The organism is Prevotella sp. S7-1-8, from assembly GCF_000758925.1.
Taxonomy (GTDB): domain Bacteria; phylum Bacteroidota; class Bacteroidia; order Bacteroidales; family Bacteroidaceae; genus Prevotella.
In genome coordinates this window covers 39,269-63,042 of record NZ_JRNC01000033.1, presented here as the reverse complement: position 1 = coordinate 63,042, position 23,774 = coordinate 39,269, and the positions used below count along the sequence as shown (strand labels likewise).

At 50.2% G+C, this 23,774-nt stretch carries 20 protein-coding genes; 8 read left to right on the top strand and 12 right to left on the bottom strand.

Annotated elements, in window-relative coordinates:
* Positions 1-148 precede the first annotated feature (148 nt).
* Genes HMPREF1640_RS05620 through HMPREF1640_RS05610 form a run of 3 tightly spaced genes read left to right on the top strand, consistent with a single transcriptional unit; the run spans position 149 to position 2,841 of the window.
* Positions 149-1,096, top strand: a complete 948-nt coding sequence (locus tag HMPREF1640_RS05620) for a YitT family protein (RefSeq protein ID WP_036893092.1) — start codon at positions 149-151, stop codon at positions 1,094-1,096.
* The gene (locus HMPREF1640_RS05615) at positions 1,086-2,051 is read left to right on the top strand and encodes an alpha/beta hydrolase (protein ID WP_036893090.1); all 966 of its coding nucleotides are present in this window, start codon (positions 1,086-1,088) and stop codon (positions 2,049-2,051) included. The genes HMPREF1640_RS05620 and HMPREF1640_RS05615 overlap by 11 nt, the downstream gene beginning before the upstream one ends.
* 22 nt (positions 2,052-2,073) lie before the next feature.
* Complete coding sequence (locus HMPREF1640_RS05610) at positions 2,074-2,841, top strand: ABC transporter ATP-binding protein (protein WP_052051718.1); 768 nt, start codon at positions 2,074-2,076, stop codon at positions 2,839-2,841.
* 403 nt (positions 2,842-3,244) lie between these two features.
* On the opposite strand, the gene HMPREF1640_RS05605 is transcribed toward HMPREF1640_RS05610, so the two are convergent.
* The 12 genes from HMPREF1640_RS05605 to HMPREF1640_RS05550 form a co-directional block, all read right to left on the bottom strand.
* Positions 3,245-4,588, bottom strand: a complete 1,344-nt coding sequence (locus tag HMPREF1640_RS05605; RefSeq protein WP_081935288.1) for an ABC transporter permease — start codon at positions 4,586-4,588, stop codon at positions 3,245-3,247.
* A gap of 113 nt (positions 4,589-4,701) precedes the next feature.
* Positions 4,702-5,040 carry a 30S ribosome-binding factor RbfA gene (rbfA, locus tag HMPREF1640_RS05600; protein ID WP_036893088.1) on the bottom strand — a complete coding sequence of 113 codons (339 nt, stop codon included), beginning with the start codon at positions 5,038-5,040 and terminating at the stop codon, positions 4,702-4,704.
* A 130-nt stretch (positions 5,041-5,170) separates the two neighbouring features.
* On the bottom strand, positions 5,171-6,016 hold the full coding sequence (gene murI, locus HMPREF1640_RS05595; RefSeq protein WP_036893086.1) for a glutamate racemase: 846 nt from the start codon (positions 6,014-6,016) through the stop codon (positions 5,171-5,173).
* A gap of 18 nt (positions 6,017-6,034) precedes the next feature.
* Positions 6,035-6,589 (bottom strand): OmpH family outer membrane protein, encoded by a 555-nt coding sequence (locus tag HMPREF1640_RS05590; RefSeq protein WP_036893084.1) that lies wholly within the window; start codon positions 6,587-6,589, stop codon positions 6,035-6,037.
* A 140-nt stretch (positions 6,590-6,729) separates the two neighbouring features.
* Entirely contained in the window at positions 6,730-7,224 is a 495-nt protein-coding gene (locus HMPREF1640_RS05585) for an OmpH family outer membrane protein (protein WP_036893082.1), read from the bottom strand.
* Positions 7,225-7,324: 100 nt separating this feature from the next.
* Positions 7,325-7,864: an OmpH family outer membrane protein gene (locus HMPREF1640_RS05580; protein ID WP_036893153.1), complete on the bottom strand. Its 540-nt coding sequence runs from the start codon at positions 7,862-7,864 to the stop codon at positions 7,325-7,327.
* A gap of 215 nt (positions 7,865-8,079) precedes the next feature.
* Positions 8,080-10,662, bottom strand: coding sequence for an outer membrane protein assembly factor (locus tag HMPREF1640_RS05575; protein ID WP_231565849.1), 2,583 nt, complete (start codon positions 10,660-10,662; stop codon positions 8,080-8,082).
* A 123-nt stretch (positions 10,663-10,785) separates the two neighbouring features.
* A complete protein-coding gene (locus HMPREF1640_RS05570) occupies positions 10,786-11,529 on the bottom strand; it encodes an isoprenyl transferase (protein WP_036893079.1) in 744 nt (247 codons plus the stop codon).
* Between the two features lie 4 nt (positions 11,530-11,533).
* Entirely contained in the window at positions 11,534-12,217 is a 684-nt protein-coding gene (locus HMPREF1640_RS05565; protein ID WP_036893078.1) for a DUF6089 family protein, read from the bottom strand.
* Positions 12,214-13,581 carry a DUF6242 domain-containing protein gene (locus HMPREF1640_RS05560; protein WP_036893077.1) on the bottom strand — a complete coding sequence of 456 codons (1,368 nt, stop codon included), beginning with the start codon at positions 13,579-13,581 and terminating at the stop codon, positions 12,214-12,216. The genes HMPREF1640_RS05565 and HMPREF1640_RS05560 overlap by 4 nt, the downstream gene beginning before the upstream one ends.
* 104 nt (positions 13,582-13,685) lie before the next feature.
* On the bottom strand, positions 13,686-15,194 hold the full coding sequence (locus tag HMPREF1640_RS05555; protein WP_052051717.1) for a potassium/proton antiporter: 1,509 nt from the start codon (positions 15,192-15,194) through the stop codon (positions 13,686-13,688).
* 909 nt (positions 15,195-16,103) lie between these two features.
* Positions 16,104-16,619 carry a very short patch repair endonuclease gene (locus tag HMPREF1640_RS05550; protein ID WP_255327711.1) on the bottom strand — a complete coding sequence of 172 codons (516 nt, stop codon included), beginning with the start codon at positions 16,617-16,619 and terminating at the stop codon, positions 16,104-16,106.
* A 181-nt stretch (positions 16,620-16,800) separates the two neighbouring features.
* Between HMPREF1640_RS05550 and HMPREF1640_RS05545 the strand changes: the two genes are divergently transcribed.
* From HMPREF1640_RS05545 to HMPREF1640_RS05525, 5 genes are all read left to right on the top strand, one after another.
* Complete coding sequence (locus HMPREF1640_RS05545) at positions 16,801-18,069, top strand: DNA cytosine methyltransferase (protein WP_255327712.1); 1,269 nt, start codon at positions 16,801-16,803, stop codon at positions 18,067-18,069.
* A gap of 193 nt (positions 18,070-18,262) precedes the next feature.
* Positions 18,263-18,736: a hypothetical protein gene (locus HMPREF1640_RS05540; RefSeq protein ID WP_156098723.1), complete on the top strand. Its 474-nt coding sequence runs from the start codon at positions 18,263-18,265 to the stop codon at positions 18,734-18,736.
* Between the two features lie 349 nt (positions 18,737-19,085).
* Positions 19,086-21,968, top strand: a complete 2,883-nt coding sequence (gene leuS / locus HMPREF1640_RS05535; protein WP_036893075.1) for a leucine--tRNA ligase — start codon at positions 19,086-19,088, stop codon at positions 21,966-21,968.
* Positions 21,965-22,924 (top strand): YitT family protein, encoded by a 960-nt coding sequence (locus HMPREF1640_RS05530; RefSeq protein ID WP_036893074.1) that lies wholly within the window; start codon positions 21,965-21,967, stop codon positions 22,922-22,924. The genes leuS and HMPREF1640_RS05530 overlap by 4 nt, the downstream gene beginning before the upstream one ends.
* Before the next feature lie 58 nt (positions 22,925-22,982).
* Complete coding sequence (locus HMPREF1640_RS05525; RefSeq protein ID WP_036893073.1) at positions 22,983-23,582, top strand: non-canonical purine NTP diphosphatase; 600 nt, start codon at positions 22,983-22,985, stop codon at positions 23,580-23,582.
* The last annotated feature ends 192 nt before the right edge of the window (positions 23,583-23,774 follow it).

Below are 23,774 nucleotides of genomic sequence, written 5' to 3'. Positions count from 1 at the left end.
GAGAGATGGATATACAAAACATTTATGTAAATTTGTATACGGTTTTTACTTACCAAGCCACCAAGATGACACAAGTATGGCGTCAGGCTGGTCGAGGCGTCCAGTTTGTAACAACCGGACAATATTACGAAACGCATAAATTTTTACTATGAAAACCTTGCAGCGAAAGCGTAAAGCCACCTACCACATCATACGAGATTATTGCGTGTTGGCCCTCTCCATGATTGTTGGCGCCATTGGCCTTTACCTATTTTTACAACCCAACCATATTGCCATGGGGGGCATCGTGGGTATAGCTCAAATCGTGAATTGGGGTACGGGCGTACCCGTTTACTACACATATTTCGTCCTCAACTTTTTGTTGTTCCTTGTGGCGCTAAAGATATTGGGCTGGCGATTTTGCGCCAAGACCATCTTCGCCGTCGTGGTCTTCACAATCGCCTCCAAGGTCTTGGTAATCTTTTTGCCCCCCGACCTGCACCTGCTGGCCGACCAAAAGTTCATGGCTTGCATGATTGGAGGCATATTCATGGGTGTGAGCGTGGGGCTCGGATTGTCCAGCGGCGGGAGCACGGGGGGCTCCGACGTCGTGGCGGCCATCGTCCACAAGTACCGCGACGTGTCGTTGGGCAAGGTCATCTTGCTGTGCGACATGCTCATTATCACATCGAGCTATGTGGTGTTGCGCGATTGGGAGAAAGTGCTATACAGCTACGTTATGCTTTTCATCATAGCGCAATGCGTGGACTACGTGGTCAACTTGCAACGCCAGAGCGTGCTGTTTTTCATCATATCCGACCATTATCAGGAGATAGGCGAGGCCATCAACAAACTCGCCGACCGTGGCTGTTCCACGTTGCACGGCGAGGGTTTCTATTCCAAAAAGAATATCAAGGTGGTGTTTTGTATCGCCAAGAAATCGGAATCGGCTTTCATTTTCGACCTGATAGACAATATAGACCCCAACGCGTTCGTGGCACAAAGCGCCGCAATCGGCGTGTACGGGCAGGGGTTTGACCGGATGAGAAATTCCAAGAAAATGACATTGGACGACATTAACAAAGAATTAGAAAAAAACATTCCACATGAAACGTAAATCCATAGGTTGCGCAGCCCTCGTGGTTGGGCTGCTCTTCCTCGTCATTTTGGCAGGCAGCGTGTATATGTTGTCTTACGCCCTCACGCCAGAGAGCAATGGCATGCGCAGCTACGAGGCCAAGTACGCGCAGATGGAAGCCATCTACCCAGAGACAAAACCATGGATGGACTCTTTGCGACGGGTCAAGGCCCTGCGCGACACTTTCGTGACCATGCAGACCGGCGAGCGTCACCATGCCATCTTCATGCGCGCGCGCCAGAAGACCAACCGCGTGGCCATCGTGGTGCATGGCTATACCGACAACGCCATGGGCATGCTCCATTTGGGCTATATGTACAATCACGACTTGGGCTTCAACGTGCTGCTGCCCGACCTTCACGCCCACGGCAAAAGTGAGGGCAAGGCCGTGCAGATGGGGTGGAAGGAGCGCCGTGACGTGTTGCGGTGGGCTATCATAGCCGACTCGCTGTTTCGCGACAGCGCCGGACGCGCCAACATCGTGGTGCACGGCGTGTCCATGGGAGGAGCCACCACGATGAACCTATCGGGCGACGAGACACCGGCCGCGGTCAGGTGTTTCGTGGACGATTGTGGCTACAGCTCGGCTTGGGACTTGTTCGCCTACCAGCTAAAAGAGCAGTTTGGCTTGCCGCCGTTCCCTTTGATGTATACCACCTCGACACTCTGCAAGCTGAAATACGGATGGTCTTTTGGCGAGAACTCGCCCATAGACCAAGTGAGAAAATGCCACAAGCCCATGCTCTTTATTCATGGTGGCAAAGACACCTATGTGCCAACGTCGATGGTTTACGACCTGTACCGGGCCAAGCCTGGCGCCAAACGGCTGTACGTGGCGCCCGGCTCCGCCCACGCGCAGAGCTACCGCGACCACAAAAAAGAATACACCAATGTTGTGAGGGAGTTTGTAAGCAAATATTTCCCAGCCAATTAGCCGCCCGCCTTGACAACACGACATGAGCCTCATCACGCTTGAAAACCTCGCCATAGGTTACAAAAACAAGGTGGTCAAGAGCGGTCTCGCCGCTGAGATAAGAAGCGGGCAGCTCACAGCCCTGATTGGCACGAACGGCGTGGGCAAGTCAACGCTGCTGCGTACGATGGCCGCCTTGCAACCCAGCAAAGCAGGGCGCGTGACCTTCAAGGCTGACGCCGGGCACGCCATAAACCTTGACACGCTCACGCCGGGAGAGTTGGCGCGAACGGTATCCGTGGTGCTTACCGAGCGCCCCGACGCGCGGCTGCTCACCGTTCGGCAGGTGGTGGCCATGGGCCGACTGCCTTACACTGGATTTTTCGGCCGGTTAACCACCGCGGACGAGACGGTCGTGGACAAGGCCCTACAAGTAACCGAATTGGCACACTTCGCCAATCGGCAGTTCGACGCGCTGAGTGACGGCGAGCGACAAAAAGTAATGATTGCCAAGGCATTGGCCCAACAAACACCTATCATCATCCTTGACGAGCCCACGGCCTACCTTGACTATCCAAGCAAAGTGCGGACAATGGTCATGCTTAGACGCTTGGCCAACCAACTCGACAAGATTGTGTTGCTCTCAACCCACGACCTTGAGCTTGCCCTCAAGCACGCCGACCGCCTTCTCTCATTGCGGCACAACCTGGCCGAGTACCCCAAAGAACGGATGCGCGATTACATTCGCGACATAAATGGCGAGTGCCATTCCATGGGCATAAACGACCAAAGTGTTTTGGAAGCAAAATAAATGTAAAACAATAGTCACTAAAAACGCATGGTGCGACATGGGCGTTTTAGGACGGTATTTAGCTATTTTTACGAGCTCCGCATGTAGCTCTTGCCTAAATCGAACCCCTTATTCCATGCGATAACAGCTTAATCGCGCTCCGTTTAGGTCTTGATGGCTGCGCGACAAAGCGCGAACGCCATGCCCATTGGTAACTGATCGAAAGGCGAATGATACTCAATGGCAAACCCCGCGTAATGTTTTTTGAACGCAAAAATGGCAAGAATGGCACATCTGCCTTATTCACAGCGAAATAAATAACACGCTCAAAAATCGCGTATTTGCGGCCAAGATGCCTGTCATTTGCAAACACGCGATTCTCAAAAGAGGTTTTGTCAGGTATTTTCACCTGCCATTTTTGCGCTCAAACAGTAAGGTTTCGCTTGGCAAATGTTTTCACCGGATACCACACGGCGAGCCATCCAGCCGCTATGACGGTGACGAAAACGAAGAACACGTCCACATAATGCACGCTCACGGGATAGGCGTTGACAACGAAAGTGCCGTCAGCCTTGCCCATCTTGACCAAGCCATATTCTTGCTGCAACCAGCACATCAGCAGGCCGAGCAATATGCCCACGATGGCGCCTATGACACTGATGAGACGCCCCTCGAACAAGAAAATACGGTTGATCTGCCTATCCGTAGCCCCCAAATTGCGCAAGGTGCCCACGTCTTTCTTCTTGTCTATGATAAGCATGGACAAAGAGCCCACGATGTTGAAACACGCCACCACGAGGATAAACGTGAGAAATATGTAGGCCATGAGCTTTTCTATCTGCATGATCTTGAACGTGTCGGCCTGTTGCTCAAAACGGTCTTGCACCTTGAACCGATCTCCGGCCACCCTACGCATCTCGGCTTTCACCTGATCGATATCAGCCCCCGGCTTGAGCCTTATCTCCAAAGCCGAAACCATACCGGGCGCGCCAAACAGGTTTTGAGCAAATCCAAGGCTGGTGAGCATGTAGTTCTTGTCGTACTTGCCTTGGTTCACGGCGAACACTACACCCGACGAAACGAGCGAGTCTACCACAAACCCATCATCCGGATTGGAAAGGTCCAACTGCCCGTCACGCTTGGGTGCGTACAGCTTCATAAAATTGGGCCAGCACGTCCCGGTGCCAAGAGTCTGCGCCAAGCGTATGCCCGGTGTACCAAATTGCAAGTTGGCTGTGCGCAACTGGAACTCGCCATCGCCGTAAAGAATCTCGTTGATGTGGGTGAGAGCGTCAAAATTGTCATCCACTCCTTTGAGGGTGATCACGGCTTGCTTGTCTTGGTAAACGGCCAAGGCTATGTCTTGCATGGTTCGCGTGGCCACTTGCACCTGCGGCATCTTGCTGATTTGGGTTAGAACGGGGTCGTCGGCAGGCACCGCCTTGCCCTTGACGGGCGTGACCTTGAGCTGTGGGTCGAAGTTGGTGAAGAAGCCAGCCACAAGGTCATGAAAACCATTGAAAACAGACAACACCACTACCAACGCCATAGTGGCGATGGCCACGCCAATAACGGAAATAAGGGATATGACATTGATGGCGTGCGTTTTTTTCTTGGAAAACAAATAGCGGCGTGCCACAAAAAAAGAAAAAGCACGTCCGCTGTCGCCTCGGCGGGATGGCTCAAGGCCTTGGTCGACGGTAAATGGCCGGTTGGCGGAAGAAACTTCTTCGCGCCGTGGGATGCCCCTCTGGTTTTCCTGACTCATGTTTGTATGTTTGTTCTATAGTTCAAAAAGCTGCCCATAGTTTTCCTTGAACCCTTCCCTGTGCGAGCGTGACGATTGGCAGACTTTATGGAAAAGGGTGGGTGGCAAGCGTGTCAAGAATTTTTGAGCAGGTCGTCAATGTGGTCAATGTAGTCCAAGCTGTCGTCTATAAAGAACCGAAGCTCCGGTATGATGCGCAACTGGTTGCGCACGCGCTTGCCAAGTTCGTATCGCACGGTTTTCTCGTTGGCCGTTATATTCTCCAAAAGCTCCTTTGATTTTTCAGACGGGAATATGCTCAGGTAGGCCGTGCAAACGCTGAGATCCGGACTTACGCGTACGCGCGTGACGCTGATCAACACGCCACGCATCTGCCGTGTCTGGCTTTGGAAAATCTCCGCCAACTCTTTTTGCAATAGTCGAGCTATTTTGTTTTGTCTGGTTTCTTGCATGATATAGTGTATTTAAAGGGTTATAGGCGTTTTGCCGGAAATGTCGAATGTGACATTTTTACGATTGCCCGACATGGAAATTCGGGGCAGTGTCATGGGCCAAGGCTACGCAGGGACGCTCCCACGCGAGCTATTCGAGGTCAAGATGCCCCACGCTTACGTCTTCTTTGACGAAGATGGCGGCACGCTCCTTGAACTTATCCGGGTTCTCCGTGGTGAAATATTTGGCTCCTCCCCCCTTGGTTAGTCGTTTTTCCAAAGACTGGTGCCTGCCCAAATAGTCTTTCAAGCTCTCGGCCACGTATTCGCCTTGCGAGACGATACGGACGTCCGGACGCACAAATTTCTTGATCTTGGGCATGAGTAGCGGAAAGTGGGTGCACCCGAGGATGATGGTGTCAATATCGGGGTCTTGCCCCATGAGCTGGTCTATGCGTTTTTTTACAAAATAGTCGGCGCCGGGAGAGGAGGCCTCGTTGTACTCCACGAGAGGCACCCAAAAGGGGCATGCCTGCCCCGTGAGCTTGATATTGGGCCACAGCTTGGCAATCTCGAGTTCGTAACTATGGCTTCTCACCGTTCCCTCCGTGGCAAGCAAGCCTACGTGATCGTTGCGGGTGATGGTGCCAATGATCTCGGCCGTGGGGCGTATGACGCCAAGCACACGACGGTCTGGCGCCCAATGGGGCAAGTCGTTTTGCTGAATGGAGCGCAGCGCTTTGGCCGAAGCGGTGTTACATCCCAAAATGACGAGTTGGCAACCCATTCTGAAAAGTTTTTCTACGGCTTGCCTCGTGAAATCGTACACCACCTCAAACGAGCGCACACCGTATGGGGCGCGGGCATTGTCACCAAGGTATAGATAGTCGTACTGAGGCAACAGGCGGCGTATGCCGCTCAGTATGGTAAGCCCGCCATAGCCTGAATCAAAAATGCCAATGGCTCCATTTTCTTGTATGGGCAACGCTTGGAACATGCTGTCGTCTTTGGTGGGTTAACGCATGGCGGCGCTTACGGCTTCCGCCACATTCTCGCCCATCTCTACATTGATATATGGCACCGCGTTGTTGTCAGTGTTAAGGATAAAGGCCAGGCCTTTTTCCTTGCCGACGACGAGAATGGCATTCGCGAGTTTCTCTCTCAAAGGATCGTAAGCCTCGGTTTCGGCTTTTGCCAAAAGGCGCTGGGCCTCTTTCTTGAAAGCAATGTTTTTTTCCATGAGCTCTTGCAACTCGGCTTGGCGTTTCTGGCGGATGGATGGCGCGAAATCTCGCTGTCCCTCCAAGAAATCCTCGTATTTCTTGTTGAACTCCTCCTCCACTCGCTTCATCTCGGCATCGTATTTTATGCGCAAATCTTCAAGCTTGCGACGCGCCAAGGCGTAGCCGGGCATGGATTGCAGGGCCGTTTGATAGCTTAAATACCCAAAACGGAAAGTCTGCACCTGTTGTTTTGACACGGCCGAGGTTTGGGATGCCACGCTCATATCTTGCGCCATAGCGCACAGAGTTGCCGTGACAAAAAATAAGGATAGGAACAGTTTTTTCATAGTGGATAATCACTTTGTGAGATTGAGCGATAAGATTGATAAAAAGTAAAATGGTCAAGATGCCAACGGACGCCACCTCGCGTCAGTGGCCTCCATTGGCATTCTTGGCTTCTTAACTTGGGTTGGCTTAACGCGACGCGTTACTTCATCTTGGTAAGCGCCGCCTGAACCTTGGAGGTAACGTCTTCCACGTTGGCGCCGGTGTAAATGGCTACACCGTCCTCAAAGATATAGGTGTAACCGCCAGCCTTGCCAACACTCTCGATGGCGCTGCGCACTTTGTTGATGATGGGCTGCATCTTGTCTTGCTGTGCCTTCTGAAGGGCTTTTTGATTGTCCACCTGTGTCTGTTGGTACTTTTGGTAGAGCTGCTGCAACTCTTGCTCCTTGTTTTTTTGGGCGGTCGCGTTCATCGTGCTCTTGCCTTTATCATACGCCTCGGCTTGGCGCTGCAGCTCGTCTTGCATGGCCTTCAACTCGTTCTCGTACTGTTTGGCCGTGGCCTCAAGCTCGCCATTGATCTTTGAGATTTCAGGCAATGTCTGCATGATGGTATTGGTATTAACCTTGCCAAACTTTTGCGCGAACGTAGCCAAAGGTGCCATCAGCATCAACATTAAAATAAGTTTTTTCATTTCTTTTTCTATTGTTTAATTGTTAATTGTTCTATTTTGAGGCAGGAGACAGCCTGTTTGTCCCGGCCGCCTTTGTTGTTGTTGTTTTGAAAATGTCGGCTCATCTGCCGTAGCCCAATTTGTCCAACACCTCGTTCGATATGTCTATTTTGGGCGAGCCAAAGATAATCGCGGTATCGGAAGCGCGGTCGAGCACCAAGCTGTAACCACGTAGGTCGGATATTTCCTTGACCGCGTTGTATATCTCTTCTTGTATGGGGGTCATCAAGCTTTGACGCTTTTTGAACAGCTCTCCTTCTGGCGAGAAATACCTTTTCTTCAGTTCCGCGGCTTGCTTCTCCTTGGCCATGATCTGCTCTTGCTTGGCTTTTTTCTGCTCTTGCGAGAGAAACACCATCTCGTTTTGATAGTTTTTGTACATCGTGGCAGCCTCTGTGTTGAGGGCCTCAACCTCCGCCTGCCATTTCTTTGATACTTGGTTGAGCTGCTCGTTGGCACGCTCGTACGCGGGAATGTTTTTTAACACGTATTCCATGTCTATGAGGGCGAACTTCTGAGCGTTGCCCTTGATGGTGCCAAAGGTGAGCGTCAACGTGAGCAAAAATACTTTCGCTAGCGCTCCTGATATTGTTTTGTTCATTGTTTTTTTCATCATGCTATTGTTTTAAAGTGCCCATGTTCCTTTCAAGACGAGCGTACGAGCCATATAGTTACGCGTGCGTTTGGTTTTACTTTTTATTAACATGTCGTCGCGCCATGCTCCCACGCCATGAATTATGGTCGGCCTTGGCGCGGTGGCAGGCATTTGATGTGCTCAAGCTGACAGTGCCACAGCGCCGTGTCGCCGATGAATTGTCAGAACTCTTGGCCAAGGATGAAGTGGAATTGGCTGCCACCTATCTTGCCACTGGACACTTTGTCGAAACCGTATGCCCAATCAATACCCATCAATCCGACCATCGGGAGGAAGATTCTCACACCCACTCCAGCGGAGCGTTTCATGTCGAACGGGTTGAACTTGTTTGTTTCCGTCCACGCGTTTCCACCCTCAAGGAAGCTGAGCGCATATATCGTGGTATTGCCAAGCATGAGCGGATAGCGCAATTCGAGGGTGAACCGGTCGTAGGCATAGCCCCCGTTGCCCGTCGTTAGCGACCCATTCTCATAGCCACGAAGCCCTATGGTCTCTGTGGCGTAGCTTGAAGAGTAGCCGCTCATGCCATCGCCACCCATGTAATAAGTCTCGAATGGGCTCTTCTTATACTTGTTGTAAGAGCCAAGAAGCCCCAACTCGACACGCGTCATGAGCACCAGACACTTCTGCGAGGCGGTCAATGCCGTGAATGTACGAGCCTTGAATTTCCACTTGTGATACTCTATCCAGCGGTATTTCTCTTGTTGCTCTTTTTGGAAATTAGGCGAATAGGGATTGTTGGCGAGGCTCTTGTAGTCTTTGTTGTCCCACTTTGACCATGGCGGCGTTATTGTAGCGCTGGCCGTAAACTCCGACCCACGTCGCGGGAACAGTTGGTTGTCGGTAGACGACCGGTTCAGCGAGATACTCAAATTAAGACTGTTGGAGCTTCCCGTAGACATCATAAAATACTTCCAATTCTTCAGCATGTAACGAGTGAAAGACAATTGAAGCGAGAGCATGAAATAGTCATCGGGCCATCTCAAGCGTTTTCCCCACCCCAAATTGGCGCCGAAGAGTTTTAAGTATTTATCCGGGTCGTAATAGTTCTCATAGTTGGTATAGTTGTAACCATAGCTACTACTGCCCATCATGTAAGAGTAATAGCTGTTGTTCCAAGCCTGATTGTAGAAATTGCTCGATATGTCAGTCATCTTGGAATAGTACACTCCGAGGGACAATTGGATTGGTCGTTTACCGCCAAACCAGTTGGTGGAGTAGCCGGCGTTATAGCTTTGATAGTACGTACCATTGGTTTGAACACCAAGAGACAGCTTTTCGCCGTCGCCAATAGGCAAGATGCCGCGATGCTCCTTGTTCTTGTTGAAGAGGTTGGCCATGGAGAAGTTGTTCAGTGTGAGGCCCACTCGCCCAATGACGCCAGTCTGTCCCCAACCCAAGGAGAACTCCACTTGGTCGTTAGACTTCGGCACAAGGTTCCAGTTTACGTCCACAGTGCCGTTCTCTATATTTGGAACCACGTCGGGCGAGACCTTTTCCGGGTCAAAATGCCCCATGGAAGCCAGCTCTCGAGCAGACCTCATGAGGGCTTCTCTCGAGAACAAATCGCCTGGCTTGGTGTGCAACTCACGGCGCACCACGTTTTCATACAGGCGGTCATTGCCATTTATTCGCACGTGGCTCAAGTGTGCCTGAGGCCCCTCTACGATACGCATCTCGAGGTCGATGGAGTCGCCCACGATATTCACCTCGGTAGGTTGCACATTGGAAAACACGTATCCATTATTATAGTATAGGTTGTGCACGGCATCATCATCCTCGTTAACGCGCTTGTTCAAGAACTTCTGATTGTACACGTCGCCGGCCCTCATGCGCAGCACATCGTTCAGGAAATTAGAGTTGTACACCGTGTTTCCCACCCAGTGTATGTTACGAATGTAGTATCGCTGCCCCTCATCCACTTTCACATAAACGTTTACATGCCGGTCGTCGGCGTTCCACACGCTGTCTTTCAAGATAACGGCATCGCGATAACCCAACTCGTAATATTTGCTGATAAGTTTTTCCTTGTCCTCCTTCCAACGCTCCGGGGTAAACTTTTTCGTTTTCAAGAATGATGACAGTTTGCCCGCCTCGTGGGTCTTTGAGAACACGCCCTTGGCGAAGAGCCCTCCTTTTATTTTGGCATCCTTGAGGTGTTCGTTACCCTCTATAATAATATTCTTGACCTTGATCTTTTGTTTTTTGTCGATTATCACGTCAAGTATCACCTGATTTTTAGCCGTGATATCCTCCCGTTGCTGTATGTCTATATCCGCATTTTGAAAGCCTTTGTCGTCAAAATACTTCTTGGCGAGGATTTTCGCGCGGTCTATCATGTTGGGGGTAATCTGCCCACCCTTGATCATTCCGAGCTTTTTTTCCATGTCCTCGCGCTCGCTTTTCTTCAAGCCAATATAGTTGATTTGCGACACCCGGGGTCTTGGTTTCAGGGCTATATGCAGGTAAACCTTGTCGCCCACCAACGAGTCGGCAGAGATTTGCACGTCCGAGAACAGGCCATGCCTCCAATATCGCTTCACCGCCTCGGTTATCTCGCTGCCCGGCAACGTGATGTGCTGTCCAACGGTAAGTCCGGAAATACTTGTGAGCATGTAATCCTCGTACCCGTCCATACCGCTAACGTTAAAGCCGCCAATAACCGCGTTTCGTGGCGTTCCCGCGTAAGTGATGTCGGGAAAAACTATTTTGTCTTGAGCTTTCACGCCTGCGCAGCAAGTCATAGCGATGACAGCCGCAAGTATACTATTCTTGTTATAGTGCATGATATATAGGTGTTAGGTCTCAGGTGATGGTCGTTTGTAACTGGCGCAAGCACCTATCATACCTTTATAATCTTGTTTTCATTATTTATTGTCATTCGCGAGTTCCGCCTGCGCCTCTGTTTTCCCGAAGCGTCTCTGCCGTTTTTGATAGTTGGCGATGGCCTCACGCAAGTCCTCCTCGCCAAAATCAGGCCAGAATGTATCACAAAAATACAGTTCGGAATAGGCTATTTGCCAAAGCAGGAAATTTGAGATTCTCAGCTCTCCACCCGTCCTTATGAGCAGCTCAGGGTCTGGCATGAAGTTGGTTGCCATGTACCGGCCCACCGTATCCTCGGTTATATCATCGACATTCATTTCGCCATCCCTGACCGACCGGGCTATATCTCTCACGGCCTTGGTGATTTCCCAACGCGCGCTGTAGCTCAAGGCCACCACCATTGTCATGGCGGAGTTTTGGGCGGTATGCTCCATTGTCTCGCGCAATTTGTCTTGCACGGGCTTGGGCAAACGCTCCATCTCACCCACAACTTGGAACCTCACGTCGTTCTTCATAAAGATCTCGTCTTCCAAAGAGCTTAGCACGAGCCCCATGAGCGCGCTTACTTCGTCTTCGGGCCTGCTCCAATTCTCTGTCGAGAAAGTGTAAAGGGTGAGGTATTTCACTCCCAATCGGGTACACTCAGAGGTGATGCGGCGCACGGTGTCAACGCCAGCCTGATGGCCGAAGCTTCGCTCCCTGCCTCGCTCCGAGGCCCAACGCCCATTGCCGTCCATGATGATGGCGATGTGGCGGGGTATCCTTGTCATATCGAGTTGTGCCATATTTCTATTCCTTATTGCATGTTGTACACTTTGGCATGAAACTATAGCTCACGGTAATCGTCAGCGCGTGGTAGCAATCAGTGTTCTTGAACAGTCCTCCACTCACCACATGGTAAGGATCTTTCACACCGTCTATCCTGTCGGTTTGGGCAAAATGGACACCCCACTCCACCCCCACGTTCAGCCGGCGCGCCACCTTGTATTTCACGCCGAACCCCAATGGCACGTTCATGGCCATCTCGCTCTTGCCAGCTTGATCTACGTACGTAGTGCCGATGCCCGCGAAGACAAACGGCGTTATCCGCTTGGCGCCTCTATAATCGCGTCCAGTGCCATAGGGCCAAAAATTGTACTCATAGGTCAAACACATTTCATACAGCGTGTTGGCAAACGTGTAAGGCGCGTTGGCAAAATCTGGATAGTATGTTCCCGCGTTGGCCGACGAGCCTTTCATCTTGCCGCATGCCACGTTCAGTTTGAGCGCCATGTATGGGTCTATGACATACCGTCCCAACGCGGTGGCACATGGTTGGAGGTTTTTAACAAGGCTACCGTTGAAGTCTCCAAGGTATCCAGCCACGCCAACTCCCGCCCCAATCTCCATGCGATATTCCGGATCGTCCTGCGCTCTCAGCGGAGCGGCAAAGCCCATCGCCATCATAAAGACCAGCGGGAGCGTTCTCATCATTTCGTGAACTCCGTTTGGTTTCGCTCCCATCCCAACCGGGCGAGCCGTCCATTCCATACGGTCGGCTCGCCGTCCTTGGTGATGTATATGATATTTTTATCGTCGCGAGCCATACTGAACGGCCGCGCGGACTTTCCGAACGTCTTGGGCAGGTCGTACACTTTCTTGCCAAGCCATGTCAAGCCCTCGTCCTCACTGAAATAGAACTTGTCGAAATGGCCTCCCAAAGCCAGCAGCCCGCCATCGTATCCTATCACTTGCAGGTTGGCAATCGCGGGCAGCTCCAGCTTATTATAGTCGTCTGGGGGGTAGTAAGCCCACGGCTGCTCTTGTGAGTTTTTGGCGTTTTCCTCCACCTTTCGCCATATTTTGGTCTTGCCGTCGCGCGTTCCTATGACAAACAGGTTATAAGCTTGGCGGTTTATATTAGACGCTATCACTATAAAGTTGACGTTCTCCGTCGGCAAGTTGTCAGGAGAGTCGTCCAACGTAGCCACTTTCCACGTTGAGCCTTCGTTCTCAGAAACCACAATGCCGTCTGCCGTCAAAGCGTACATTTTTTTTTCGCTCGCTCCAACCAGCCGTTCCAGTCGCGTTCCCTCGCACACCTCGTGCCAGCTTGTCCCATCGGCAGACCTTGTCAGCTTGCCCCCGTCGAGCAGATACAGATAGTCTCCCATGGCCACGGCGTTCTTATAGGCCGACCCTGAGAACGTGGCGTCAAGCTGCTGAAAATTGCCGTTCACACCCTTCCAAACTCTGGTCTTTCCATCTTTCACTCCAAACAAGAAGACATCGCCACGGCGCGTCACCAACCGGCGACCGCCCACGCCCGCAAGGCTCTCCGCGCCAGAGTGGCTCCACGTCAGCTCCTCGCCGGTTTGGCGATGCACGTTCACCTTGAGCGCATACTCCCTGTACGCGCTGGCGTTGGTGTTGTACACCCGCAACTTATGAACCCGCGTCAGGTCCAAAGAGTCTTTTGGATTGTAATACACTATGCTGTCCTTGCCTGTCTTGGATGCCATCATCAGCACCACGGCCCCACCGTTCTTGGTGGCGATGGCGCAAATGGCCTTGGACGCGTCCACTCCACATGGCAGCGAGTCGGGGTTGTAAACCAACTTCCGCACTTGGTCGATATAGAATGAGTGACGCTTGGCGTCATAGCTCGATTTGTACACTGAGTCCGTGACACCATCTTTCGCCATGGTGTGCGTGTATTTGTTGACCGTAGTGATAGCGAATGAAGTCACAGCCGTGTCATCGTAATATCTCACCTCATCATCGTTATCCTTAAGACACGAAGAGAGAGAGGCCACGGCCGATGCCATAAGTACACATGACAATAACTTCTTAATCATTGCACGTTTAATTTTGAATTTAGCTGCAAATTTACTTAGAATTATTCAATTTATCATCTATTTTGTTTCTTAATTATGCAAAATATTGATTTGTAGGAGAATTTTTAAGTTTGTTTAGGGTTGTTCACTCGGGTCGTGACGCCAGCTTCTCCGCGCGTTTTTTGCGCCGCGTTGTTGGTCAGGCAGAGCAATATGTCTCCCACTTCCATGGGCAACTGGCCATTGGGCACGATGATACTTTTGCCTCTTTTCACCATCATCACGAGCGTGCCCTCGGCTATATCCATCTGCGAGAGCAGGTTGCCGTTGACAATCATGTCCTCCCGAAGGGTTATCTCATGGAGCCTCGGGCCAAGCTCCTCGGGTATCTCCACGCCAAACTCGTTGCCCGTTTTCTCAATCGGCATGTCCAAACGCAGCTTCCTGGCCATCACGCCGATGGTGCTTCCCTGCACGATTAACGACACCAAGGTAATGAAAAACACGATATTAAACAGCAGGTTGGCGCCACTCACCCCATTGATCATGGGGTACGTGGCAAAAATGATGGGTACCGCTCCGCGAAGTCCCACCCAAGAAATGAAAACCTTGCCGCGCGTGGGTATTTTGCGAAAGGGCAACAAACAGACAAACACGCTCACCGGCCGCGCCACCAAAATCATGAACACGCTTATAGCCAATGCCAACGGTGCCACCCCCACCAGCTCCACCGGGTTGACCAACAGGCCGAGCGTGAGAAATAGCACTATCTGCAAAAGCCATGTCAAACCGTTGAGAAACGTCTCCATCTCTTGCCGATAAGAGAGCCTGCTGTTGCCCACCACCAAGCCGGCTACGTACACGGCCAAATAACCATTGCCATGCAGCGTGTCTGTCAGCGTGAAAGTGATAAACACCATGCTCAGCAGCAACACCGGATAGAGCGCGGCGTTGGGCAGGTTGATGCGATTAACGAGAAGCACGGCAAACCTGCCGGCGCCATAGCCCAAGGCGCCTCCCAAAAGAAACTGCTCGCCCAGTTCGAACAGCAACGTTCGCGCGCTGAAGTCTACTCCGGAGAGCACCACGTTCATCAACGCTATGGTAAGCATGTAGGCCATGGGGTCGTTGCTGCCACTCTCAAGCTCCAAAATGGGGCGTATCTTATGTTTAAGGCCTATCTCTTGCGTCCTCAACAGGCTGAAAACCGAGGCCGAATCAGTGGAGGACATCGTGGCGGCCAGCAAAAGCGAGACCATCAGCGACAACCGAGTGTCCATGCCAAACCAAGCGAAGAGCGCGAAAATAAACAAGCCAGCAAGCGCGGCTGTCAACACCACGCCCAACGTGGCAAGGACTATGCCGGGAGACAAGATGGGCTTGATATCCTTGAACTTGGTGTCCATGCCACCCGAAAACAAAATGACGCTCAGCGCTATCATGCCTATGAACTGCGCGTCTTTCGGACTGTCAAACTGCATGCCCATGCCATCGCTTCCAAAAAGCATGCCCGTGAACAAAAACAGCAGCAACGTTGGAATGCCAAAACGATACCCGGTTTTGCTGATAATGATGCTAACCAATACAAGCAACGAGCCAAGGAGAAATATATTCTCGGTAGTGAATGTAAGCATGACAAATAATAAGATGAATAAGTAAAATCGAGATTGCCGACCTTTCGCGCAGCGTGTCAATCGCCTTTACGTCTCGCAAATATAATGAAAATATACCACAACGCCATGCTTTATCTTGCCGCATCATAGTTAACAATGTTTAATTACGCTTGTGGACGCCACCATACCCCGCCGCCTCCATTGGCTCCATCGTGGGTTGCTCCTCCACGCTCGCGGTTACCAACGGGACCTGCGGTAAAATGGCGTCACACCCCACGCCATCCCATAAACGGCGGCCACACGGAGTGCCGTGGAAGCGTCGCCACGCATGGCGTACAACATGGCCGCCACGATCATGCACGGCGCCATAACCCAAGGTGATCGTATTTCGGATGGTCGCAAAACCTCCTGAGCGTCATTCGCTTACGCTGGGTACATCATTAACCTGGCATCGTTGACGCTTACACCCATTTTTATCACTTGTAAAAACGTTGAAAAAATCTAACAAAACACCGCTCACAACTCGCCTATTCGCGAGCGTGAGGCTCCCTGTGCGCAAATAGGCAAAAAACAAGCGATTTTCGCAACACGCTATCACGCAACATGTTGCAATCTTTGTTAAGAAATTTTCTGAAAACAAGGCACTCCTCGATTTGTCTTAAGCACTCAATCGCCTATCGATCAGGCTCTAAACGCGAACCGATTGAGACCTAAAGGCAATGCCTTTAACGCTCACACGCAAGACGAATAGACACCAATGGCGTCACGAAGCCGCGGCGAGCCACTCGTGACGACAAAGAAAACATTAAATCTTTCCTCTTAATCGCTGTAGAACACGCCTATCGAACGTACCTTTTTCTGTGATTTTTTATATACAGCCTGGCAATATTCACGGATTGGGAAACCTTGACGACACGTATCAACATTATATCACCCGCGCATCGTTCCATTAGTCACAGACCCATCTGGAGCTGGCTCGGCCGCCATACCCACTTGCCCATCTTCTTCCAAGGTAGGATAACGCGTCGCGCGGTCCTGCAAGAATATATGGTTAAGCGTGAAGGCCAAGGAGCGCAAGGTGGCCTCGCGCGACTCGCCCTTCAGCTCACATTCCCACACCGTGACGCAATGCCAGCCCATTTGGGCGAGTTTCTTTTGCACCTCTTTGTCACGTTGCTTGTTTCTTGTAATCTTCCTAATCCAAAAGTCTGTGTTGGTCTTGGGCATCCTGAACTCCTTGCAATCATGCCCATGCCAAAAACAACCATTTACAAAAATGCAGGTCCGATACTTTCGAAGTACCAAATCAGGACGTCCCGGCAGACGAGGGCTGTTCAGTCGATACCTGTACCCTCGCGAGAACAAGAACCTTCTCACGATCATCTCGGGCTTCGTTCCCGAACTGTGTACAGAGGCCATAATTCTACTCCTTACATTTTCTTTCACTTTCTTTTCGAGGATGTTTTCGTACCGACAAAAGTATAAAAAAAACAAGAAACCTTTCGGATAACAACCAAAAAGTGGTATCTTTGTCTTAACACTCACCATAAAACCGCCAGCATTGAAAGAAAACAGACACAGCCTTCTATGTTCCGAATCGGATTTAGTACGCGAATCACAAATTCCCATTGTGTTCAAACGCCCTATACCCAAGGATAGAAACCAAATCAGGGTTTTGTCGCTATTCTCAGGCTGTGGAGGCATGGACCTTGGGTTTGAGGGAAACTTCATAGCGCACAAGAAATCCATATCCCCAAAGTTTGGGTTTCAGCAAAGCATAAACCAAGATTGGGGTCTGCTAAAAAAGACTCGCTTCACCACAGTCTTTGCCAACGACATACTACCAGAGGCGGCCACGGCATGGACTCATTATATGAGTCGTTTCGGGCACAACGCAGATGTTTACCATTTAGAAAGCATCGTGGAGCTTGTCAAAATGCACAAGGCTGGGGCTGGCATTTTCCCCGACAACATAGATATTGTAACCGGAGGCTTCCCATGCCAAGACTTTAGCGTGGCTGGCAAACGTAAAGGCTTCGACTCGCAAAAAGACGACTGGGGGAAAGCTCGCGGTGACGGAAAGCCATCCGAGGAAAGCCGAGGAAAGCTGTATTACTGGATGAAACAAGTCGTCGACATAGTTAGGCCCAAGATGTTCATAGCCGAGAATGTCAAGGGATTGGCCAACCTTGGCAATGTCAAGGATATCATCCAGCGTGATTTCTCAACAGCTGACGGCAATGGGTACATCGTGCTAAACCCACAAGTGCTGCACGCAGCCAACTATGGAGTGCCCGAATCGAGAGAGCGCGTCATCTTCATTGGCATTCGCCGGGACGCCCTCAGGCCCGAAGCCTTGGCGGCACTGACTTCCGACGACATTCCAGACGCTCTTAACCCATACCCTACTCCTACCCATTCTTACACGGCCAAGGGCAAGGACCTGTTGGCTCCAGTCGCGACGTTTGACGTGTTGAAAGATATTGAGGAGCCAGCGTACAGCGTGGACCCAGCGCAACAAGTATATTCGAAAGCGAAATACTTGTCCAACGGCAGTCAAGGCCAAATTGAGATAAAACTTGATGGATTGGGACCAACCATTCGCTCGGAGCACCACGGAAACATCGAGTTCAGGCGACTGTCGGCCGAGCATGGCGGAAAGCACGCAGTGGAGTTGGCCAACGGAATGATAGAGAGGAGGCTCACTCCAAGGGAGTGCGCGCTCATCCAGACGTTTCCTCCGGATTATCGTTTTGTGATAAAGCGACAAGGCTCCCAAGGCTTTTTGTTAAGTTCCTCGGGAGCATATAAAATTATTGGAAACGCCGTGCCACCTGTATTGGCTTACAACATCGCTATGCGAATACAAGAGTTGTGGCCTGTTTATTTTGGATAAAACATGAACATGGATTCCAATTACATAGCATTTCAGACAGAAGGGACACATGACACAGACCGTTTAATTGACGCGAACGCACACTGAATACGATCTATCCAAATCGCTACCAGAAAAAGAGAAGATAAAACAAGTTAGGCAGTTTTTTATCGCGGAGGGCAAAAAATCGCATAAAATACAAATGCCTTGGTGGATGGGAGAAACCGTAGAACCCAACCTTAAGTTTATTACAGATATTGATAGTGATATAAAAAGAAATTTGATCAATCGATCTTTTATCTTATTTAAATCCATGTACAGCGCAAATCCAAATCTTAAATATAAATACGTGGCGATATGGCTGTGCTCACATTACTCGTTGCTATGCTCAAACATGCGAGACTTTTATTCCGCTGGCGGGAAAATCAAAGAATACAAAGGCGTTGTTTTCAACCCTCCCCTGCCCCAAATTGTTGGCAATCTTTTAAGGCGAGTTGATGAAATAAAATCTTTATTGGACAATCCTGATAAAGATCTTTTACAAGACATCTCTGATTATTGGGACTTTGAGTACAACGAAACAGACTTGTTTGGTTCATGGGTGAACATGCTGGAGGAACAGTTTAAAGGCAACGCTGAATTGAAAAAAATTAATATACGAAAGCTAATATATAGCCAAACAGTATAATAACATTTATGAAAAATCATACGGAAAGTGTGTGTGTTTTATCGTCTTTAACAGAAAAGGAGGAATATCAAACTTGCCATTCTTGACGTGACCATGGTGTCACAGTATACCCGAGATGTAGTCTCACAGTCGCACGGCCCCTATATTTTTATTGAAAAACATGCGCTCACGCTTGAAAAACATGGTTGTTTTATCGACGCGCGATAGATTTATTTTTGTGATTTTCCTTTGAAAATCATGTTATTTGCATTAACTTTGCATATATTTTATTTTATGGTGAAAGATAAAACTTGTGTTAATCTTTGGCTAACACCGACGAAAGCATAAACCCAAACCAAGAAAACGACAAATGGACTATAATTTTAAGGAAATAGAAGAGAAATGGCAACAAAGATGGGCGCAACGCAAAACATATCATGTGAACGAAGACAAATCCCGTCCTAAATACTATGTTCTGAACATGTTTCCCTACCCATCGGGGGCAGGATTGCACGTGGGACACCCGCTGGGATATATCGCCAGCGATATTTACGCGCGTTTCAAGCGGCAACAAGGCTACAACGTGCTCAACCCAATGGGGTACGACGCCTACGGATTGCCGGCCGAGCAATACGCCATACAGACGGGGCAGCACCCGGCTGTCACCACGGAACAAAACATAAATCGCTATCGCCAGCAGTTGGACAAGATGGGGTTCTCGTTCGATTGGGACAGGGAGATACGCACTTGTGACCCCAAATACTACCACTGGACGCAATGGGCGTTCCAAAAGATGTTCAACTCTTACTACGACACGGAGTTGCGGAAGGCCATGCCTATAGACGTTCTCGTGAAGCATTTTGAAACGGATGGGACAAACGGCATACACGCCGCGCAGACCGACGACACCATCGCTTTTAGCGCAGAGGAATGGAACGCCATGGACGAGACACGGCAAGCCGAGACGCTGATGAACTATCGCATAGCCTACAGGGGTGAGATGACGGTGAACTGGTGCGCCGGACTGGGCACCGTGCTGGCCAACGATGAGGTTGTGGACGGCGTGTCTGAACGCGGAGGATTTCCGGTGGTGCAGAAGAAGATGAGCCAATGGTGCCTCAGGGTATCGGCCTACGCGCAGCGACTGCTCGATGGTCTGAACACCGTGGAGTGGAGCGACTCTATCACCGAGACACAAAAAAACTGGATAGGACGCAGCGAGGGCGCAGAGGTGAAATTCAAAATCCAAAAGAACGAGGACGGCACGGCGCAAGAAACTGATACCATCACGATTTTCACCACACGCGCCGACACCATGTTTGGCGTGACGTTCATGGTGCTCGCGCCAGAGTCTGACTATGTGAGACAAGTGACCACGGACAGCCAGCGAGCCGAGGTGGAGAGATATTTGGAATACGTGAAGAAGCGCACCGAGGTGGACAGGATGTCTGACCACAAGGTGACTGGCGTGCCCACGGGCGCCAACGCCATCAACCCGCTTACCGGAGAGGCAATACCAATCTACGTGTCTGAGTATGTGTTGGCTGGATATGGCACGGGCGCTATCATGGCAGTGCCAGCCCATGACAGTCGCGACTACGCTTTTGCCAAGCACTTCGGACTGCCCATCATACCACTTATAGAGGGCGCCGACGTGTCGGAGGAAAGCTTTGACGCCAAGGAAGGCATCGTGACAAACTCGCCCATGAAGGGCAAACGGGGCATGGACGGATTCTCGCTAAACGGTTTGACGGTGAGCGAGGCGATAGCCAAGACCAAGCAATTCGTGAGCGACAAGGGTATAGGCAGGGTGAAAGTGAACTATCGCATACGCGACGCCATATTCTCCCGGCAGCGTTATTGGGGAGAGCCTTTCCCCGTGTACTATGACCATGGGATGCCCAAGATGATACCTGAGGAGTGCCTGCCCATCGAGTTGCCGGAGATAAAGGAGTACAAACCCACCGAGATGGGCGAGCCGCCATTGGGCAGAGCCGAGCGATGGGCGTGGGACACGAAGAGGAAACAAGTGACGCTTAATAGTGAGATTGACGAGCGTACGGTGTTCCCGATAGACCTCTACACCATGCCGGGATTTGCCGGTTCGAGCGCATACTACCTGAGATACATGGACCCGCGGAACGACAAGGCGTTGGTAGGGAAAGCCGCCGCACAATATTGGCGACAGGTTGACTTGTACGTGGGAGGTACCGAGCACGCCACCGGACACTTGATATACAGCAGGTTTTGGAACAAATTCTTGTTTGATTTGGGCGTGAGCTTCGAGGAAGAGCCTTACCACAAATTGGTGAACCAAGGCATGATACAGGGCCGAAGCAATTTTGTGTATCGCGTGGAAGAGCTTAGCGCCGCGGACAAACCTGTCTTCGTGAGCTACAACCTGCGCGGAGAATACAAAGAGGTGACACCCATACACGTGTGGGTAAACCTCGTGAAGAACGACATGCTCGACATGGAAGCGTTCAAACAATGGCGACCTGAATACCAAAACGCGGAGTTTATTTGCGAGGATGGCAACTATGTGTGCGGCTGGGCGGTGGAGAAAATGTCGAAATCCATGTACAACGTGGTGAACCCTGACGACATTATCCGCGACTATGGTGCCGACACCCTGCGCCTGTACGAGATGTTCTTGGGACCCGTGGAGGCCAGCAAACCGTGGGATACAAACGGTATAGATGGCTGTTTCAGATTCTTACGCAAGTTCTGGAACTTGTTTTTCGATAACCGCACGGGTGAGTGCTTAGTGGACAATTCGGCACCATCCAAGGACAGCTTGAAAAGCGTGCACAAGCTCATCAAGAAGGTGACGGCCGACATAGAGACTTTCTCGTACAACACGAGCATATCCGCCTTTATGATCTGCGTGAACGAGCTGGGACAGCAAAAGTGCCACAGCAAGGAACTGCTGGAGCTGCTCGTGACCATCATCGCGCCTTTCACACCGTACATAGCCGAGGAATTGTGGGAGCGACTGGGCCAAAAGGACAGCGTTTGTGACGCAGAATGGCCGAAATGGAACGAGGCCTTCATGGTGGAAAATGAGATGCAAATGACCATAAGCTTCAACGGCAAGGCTCGCTTTCAAATGGTATTTGGCGTGGATGACAGTAAGGAATCTATACAGGAACAAGTGATGAAAGATGAGCGAACACAAAAATATATAGCGGGAAAAAACATTGTGAAGACCATCATTGTCCCTAAAAAAATAATAAATTTCGTACTCAAATGAACAGTCGACAACAATTTATCATCGGTGAAGTAAAAGACTATGTGTTCATCACTCTTGGCTTGTTGCTTTACACCAGCGCGTTTACCATCTTTTTGATGCCCTATGAAATAGTAACGGGTGGCGTTACTGGCATGTCGGCCATCATATTCTACGCGACAGGATTTAAGATAGAATACACGTATATAATTATCAACCTGTCACTCCTAATCATGGCATTGATAGTGCTTGGGGTAAGGTTCATGATGAAAACGATATACGCCATCTTCGCGCTTTACTTCATGCTTAAATATGCGCAAGAGCTTATGCCAGTGAACCCTGACGGCTCATTCATCAAGATGTTAGGCGAAGGACAGGACTTCATGTCTATGGTTATCGGGTGCTGTTTGACGGGAAGCTCGCTCGCTATCGTGTTTCTGAACAATGGCAGCACAGGTGGATCGGACATCATAGCGGCCGTGGTGAATAAATACAAAGACCTCTCATTAGGGCAAGTACTTATCCTAATAGACGTGTTTATAGTAAGCAGCTGCTTCTTTTTTCCACAGTTTGGCGATATGGCACAAAGGGCTCACAAGGTGGTTTTCGGCTTTTGCACTATCTTTATAGAATGTTCCATGCTCGACTTCGTGCACAGCAGGCAACGGCAATCGGTTCAGTTCATGATATATTCGAGAAAGCACGAGGAGATCGCCACGATATTATCCAAGGAGACCGATCATGGTCTGACCATACTCGATGGACACGGATGGTACACCGGTCAAGAAATCAAAGTGATATGCTTGCTGGCCCGAAAGAACGAGAGCCAATTGATATTCAGGCTAATTAAAACAACCGACCCCAACGCCTTTGTGAGCCAAAGCTCTGTCATTGGCGTTTACGGCGAGGGGTTTGAAAATATAAAGGTGAAAATTCCAAAGAAAAGGCAAGGGCAAAAAACAGCTCCTCCATTGGAATGATGGACTTATGCCACTTGTCCATCGCCACCATCTCTAAACTTTAAGCGTTAAAATAGATATGAAAATAGTATTCGCCACGAATAACGAGCATAAATTGCAAGAAATAAGAGAAATACTCGGCCATGAATTTGACATAGTGTCATTGGCTGACATTGGTTGTCACGTGGACATTCCAGAAACGGGAAACACCCTTGAGGAAAACGCGCATCTCAAGGCCGAGTATGTTTTTGACCATTATCATCTTGATTGTTTCGCCGATGACACGGGACTTGAGGTGGAGGCTCTCGGGGGAGCGCCAGGAGTGCGTTCGGCACGCTATGCCGATGGAACAGACCACGACAGCGAGGCCAACATAGCCAAATTGCTGCGTGAGCTTGATGGTAAAGCCAATCGCAAGGCTCGCTTCCGAACGGTTATATCGCTTATAACGATGGAGGGAGACAACGCTCTATGTAGCAGGGAATATCAATTCGAGGGCGAGGTGCGTGGCCGAATAGACACCGAAAAACACGGCACAGAGGGCTTCGGCTACGACCCGTTGTTCATACCAGAGGGCTATGACAAGAGTTTCGCAGAGCTTGGCGAAGAGGTCAAAAATCGAATAAGCCATCGCGCGAAAGCCGTAAGAATGTTAGCAGCGCATCTGAAAGGCATGTGACATGAAACATAATCGTCTCGTGCATGTTTCTTGTTTGTCAAGCTATTACGGCTTTTTTGTATGAAATTGGCAATAGTTTGGCACTAAAATCTCTTTATATCTATATATTAAAAGAGATACCAAATTATAGGCTTCGTTACATTGTCTTTTAATGTAAAGCCATTTTTATTCTCAAGCTATATATGTTTCTAC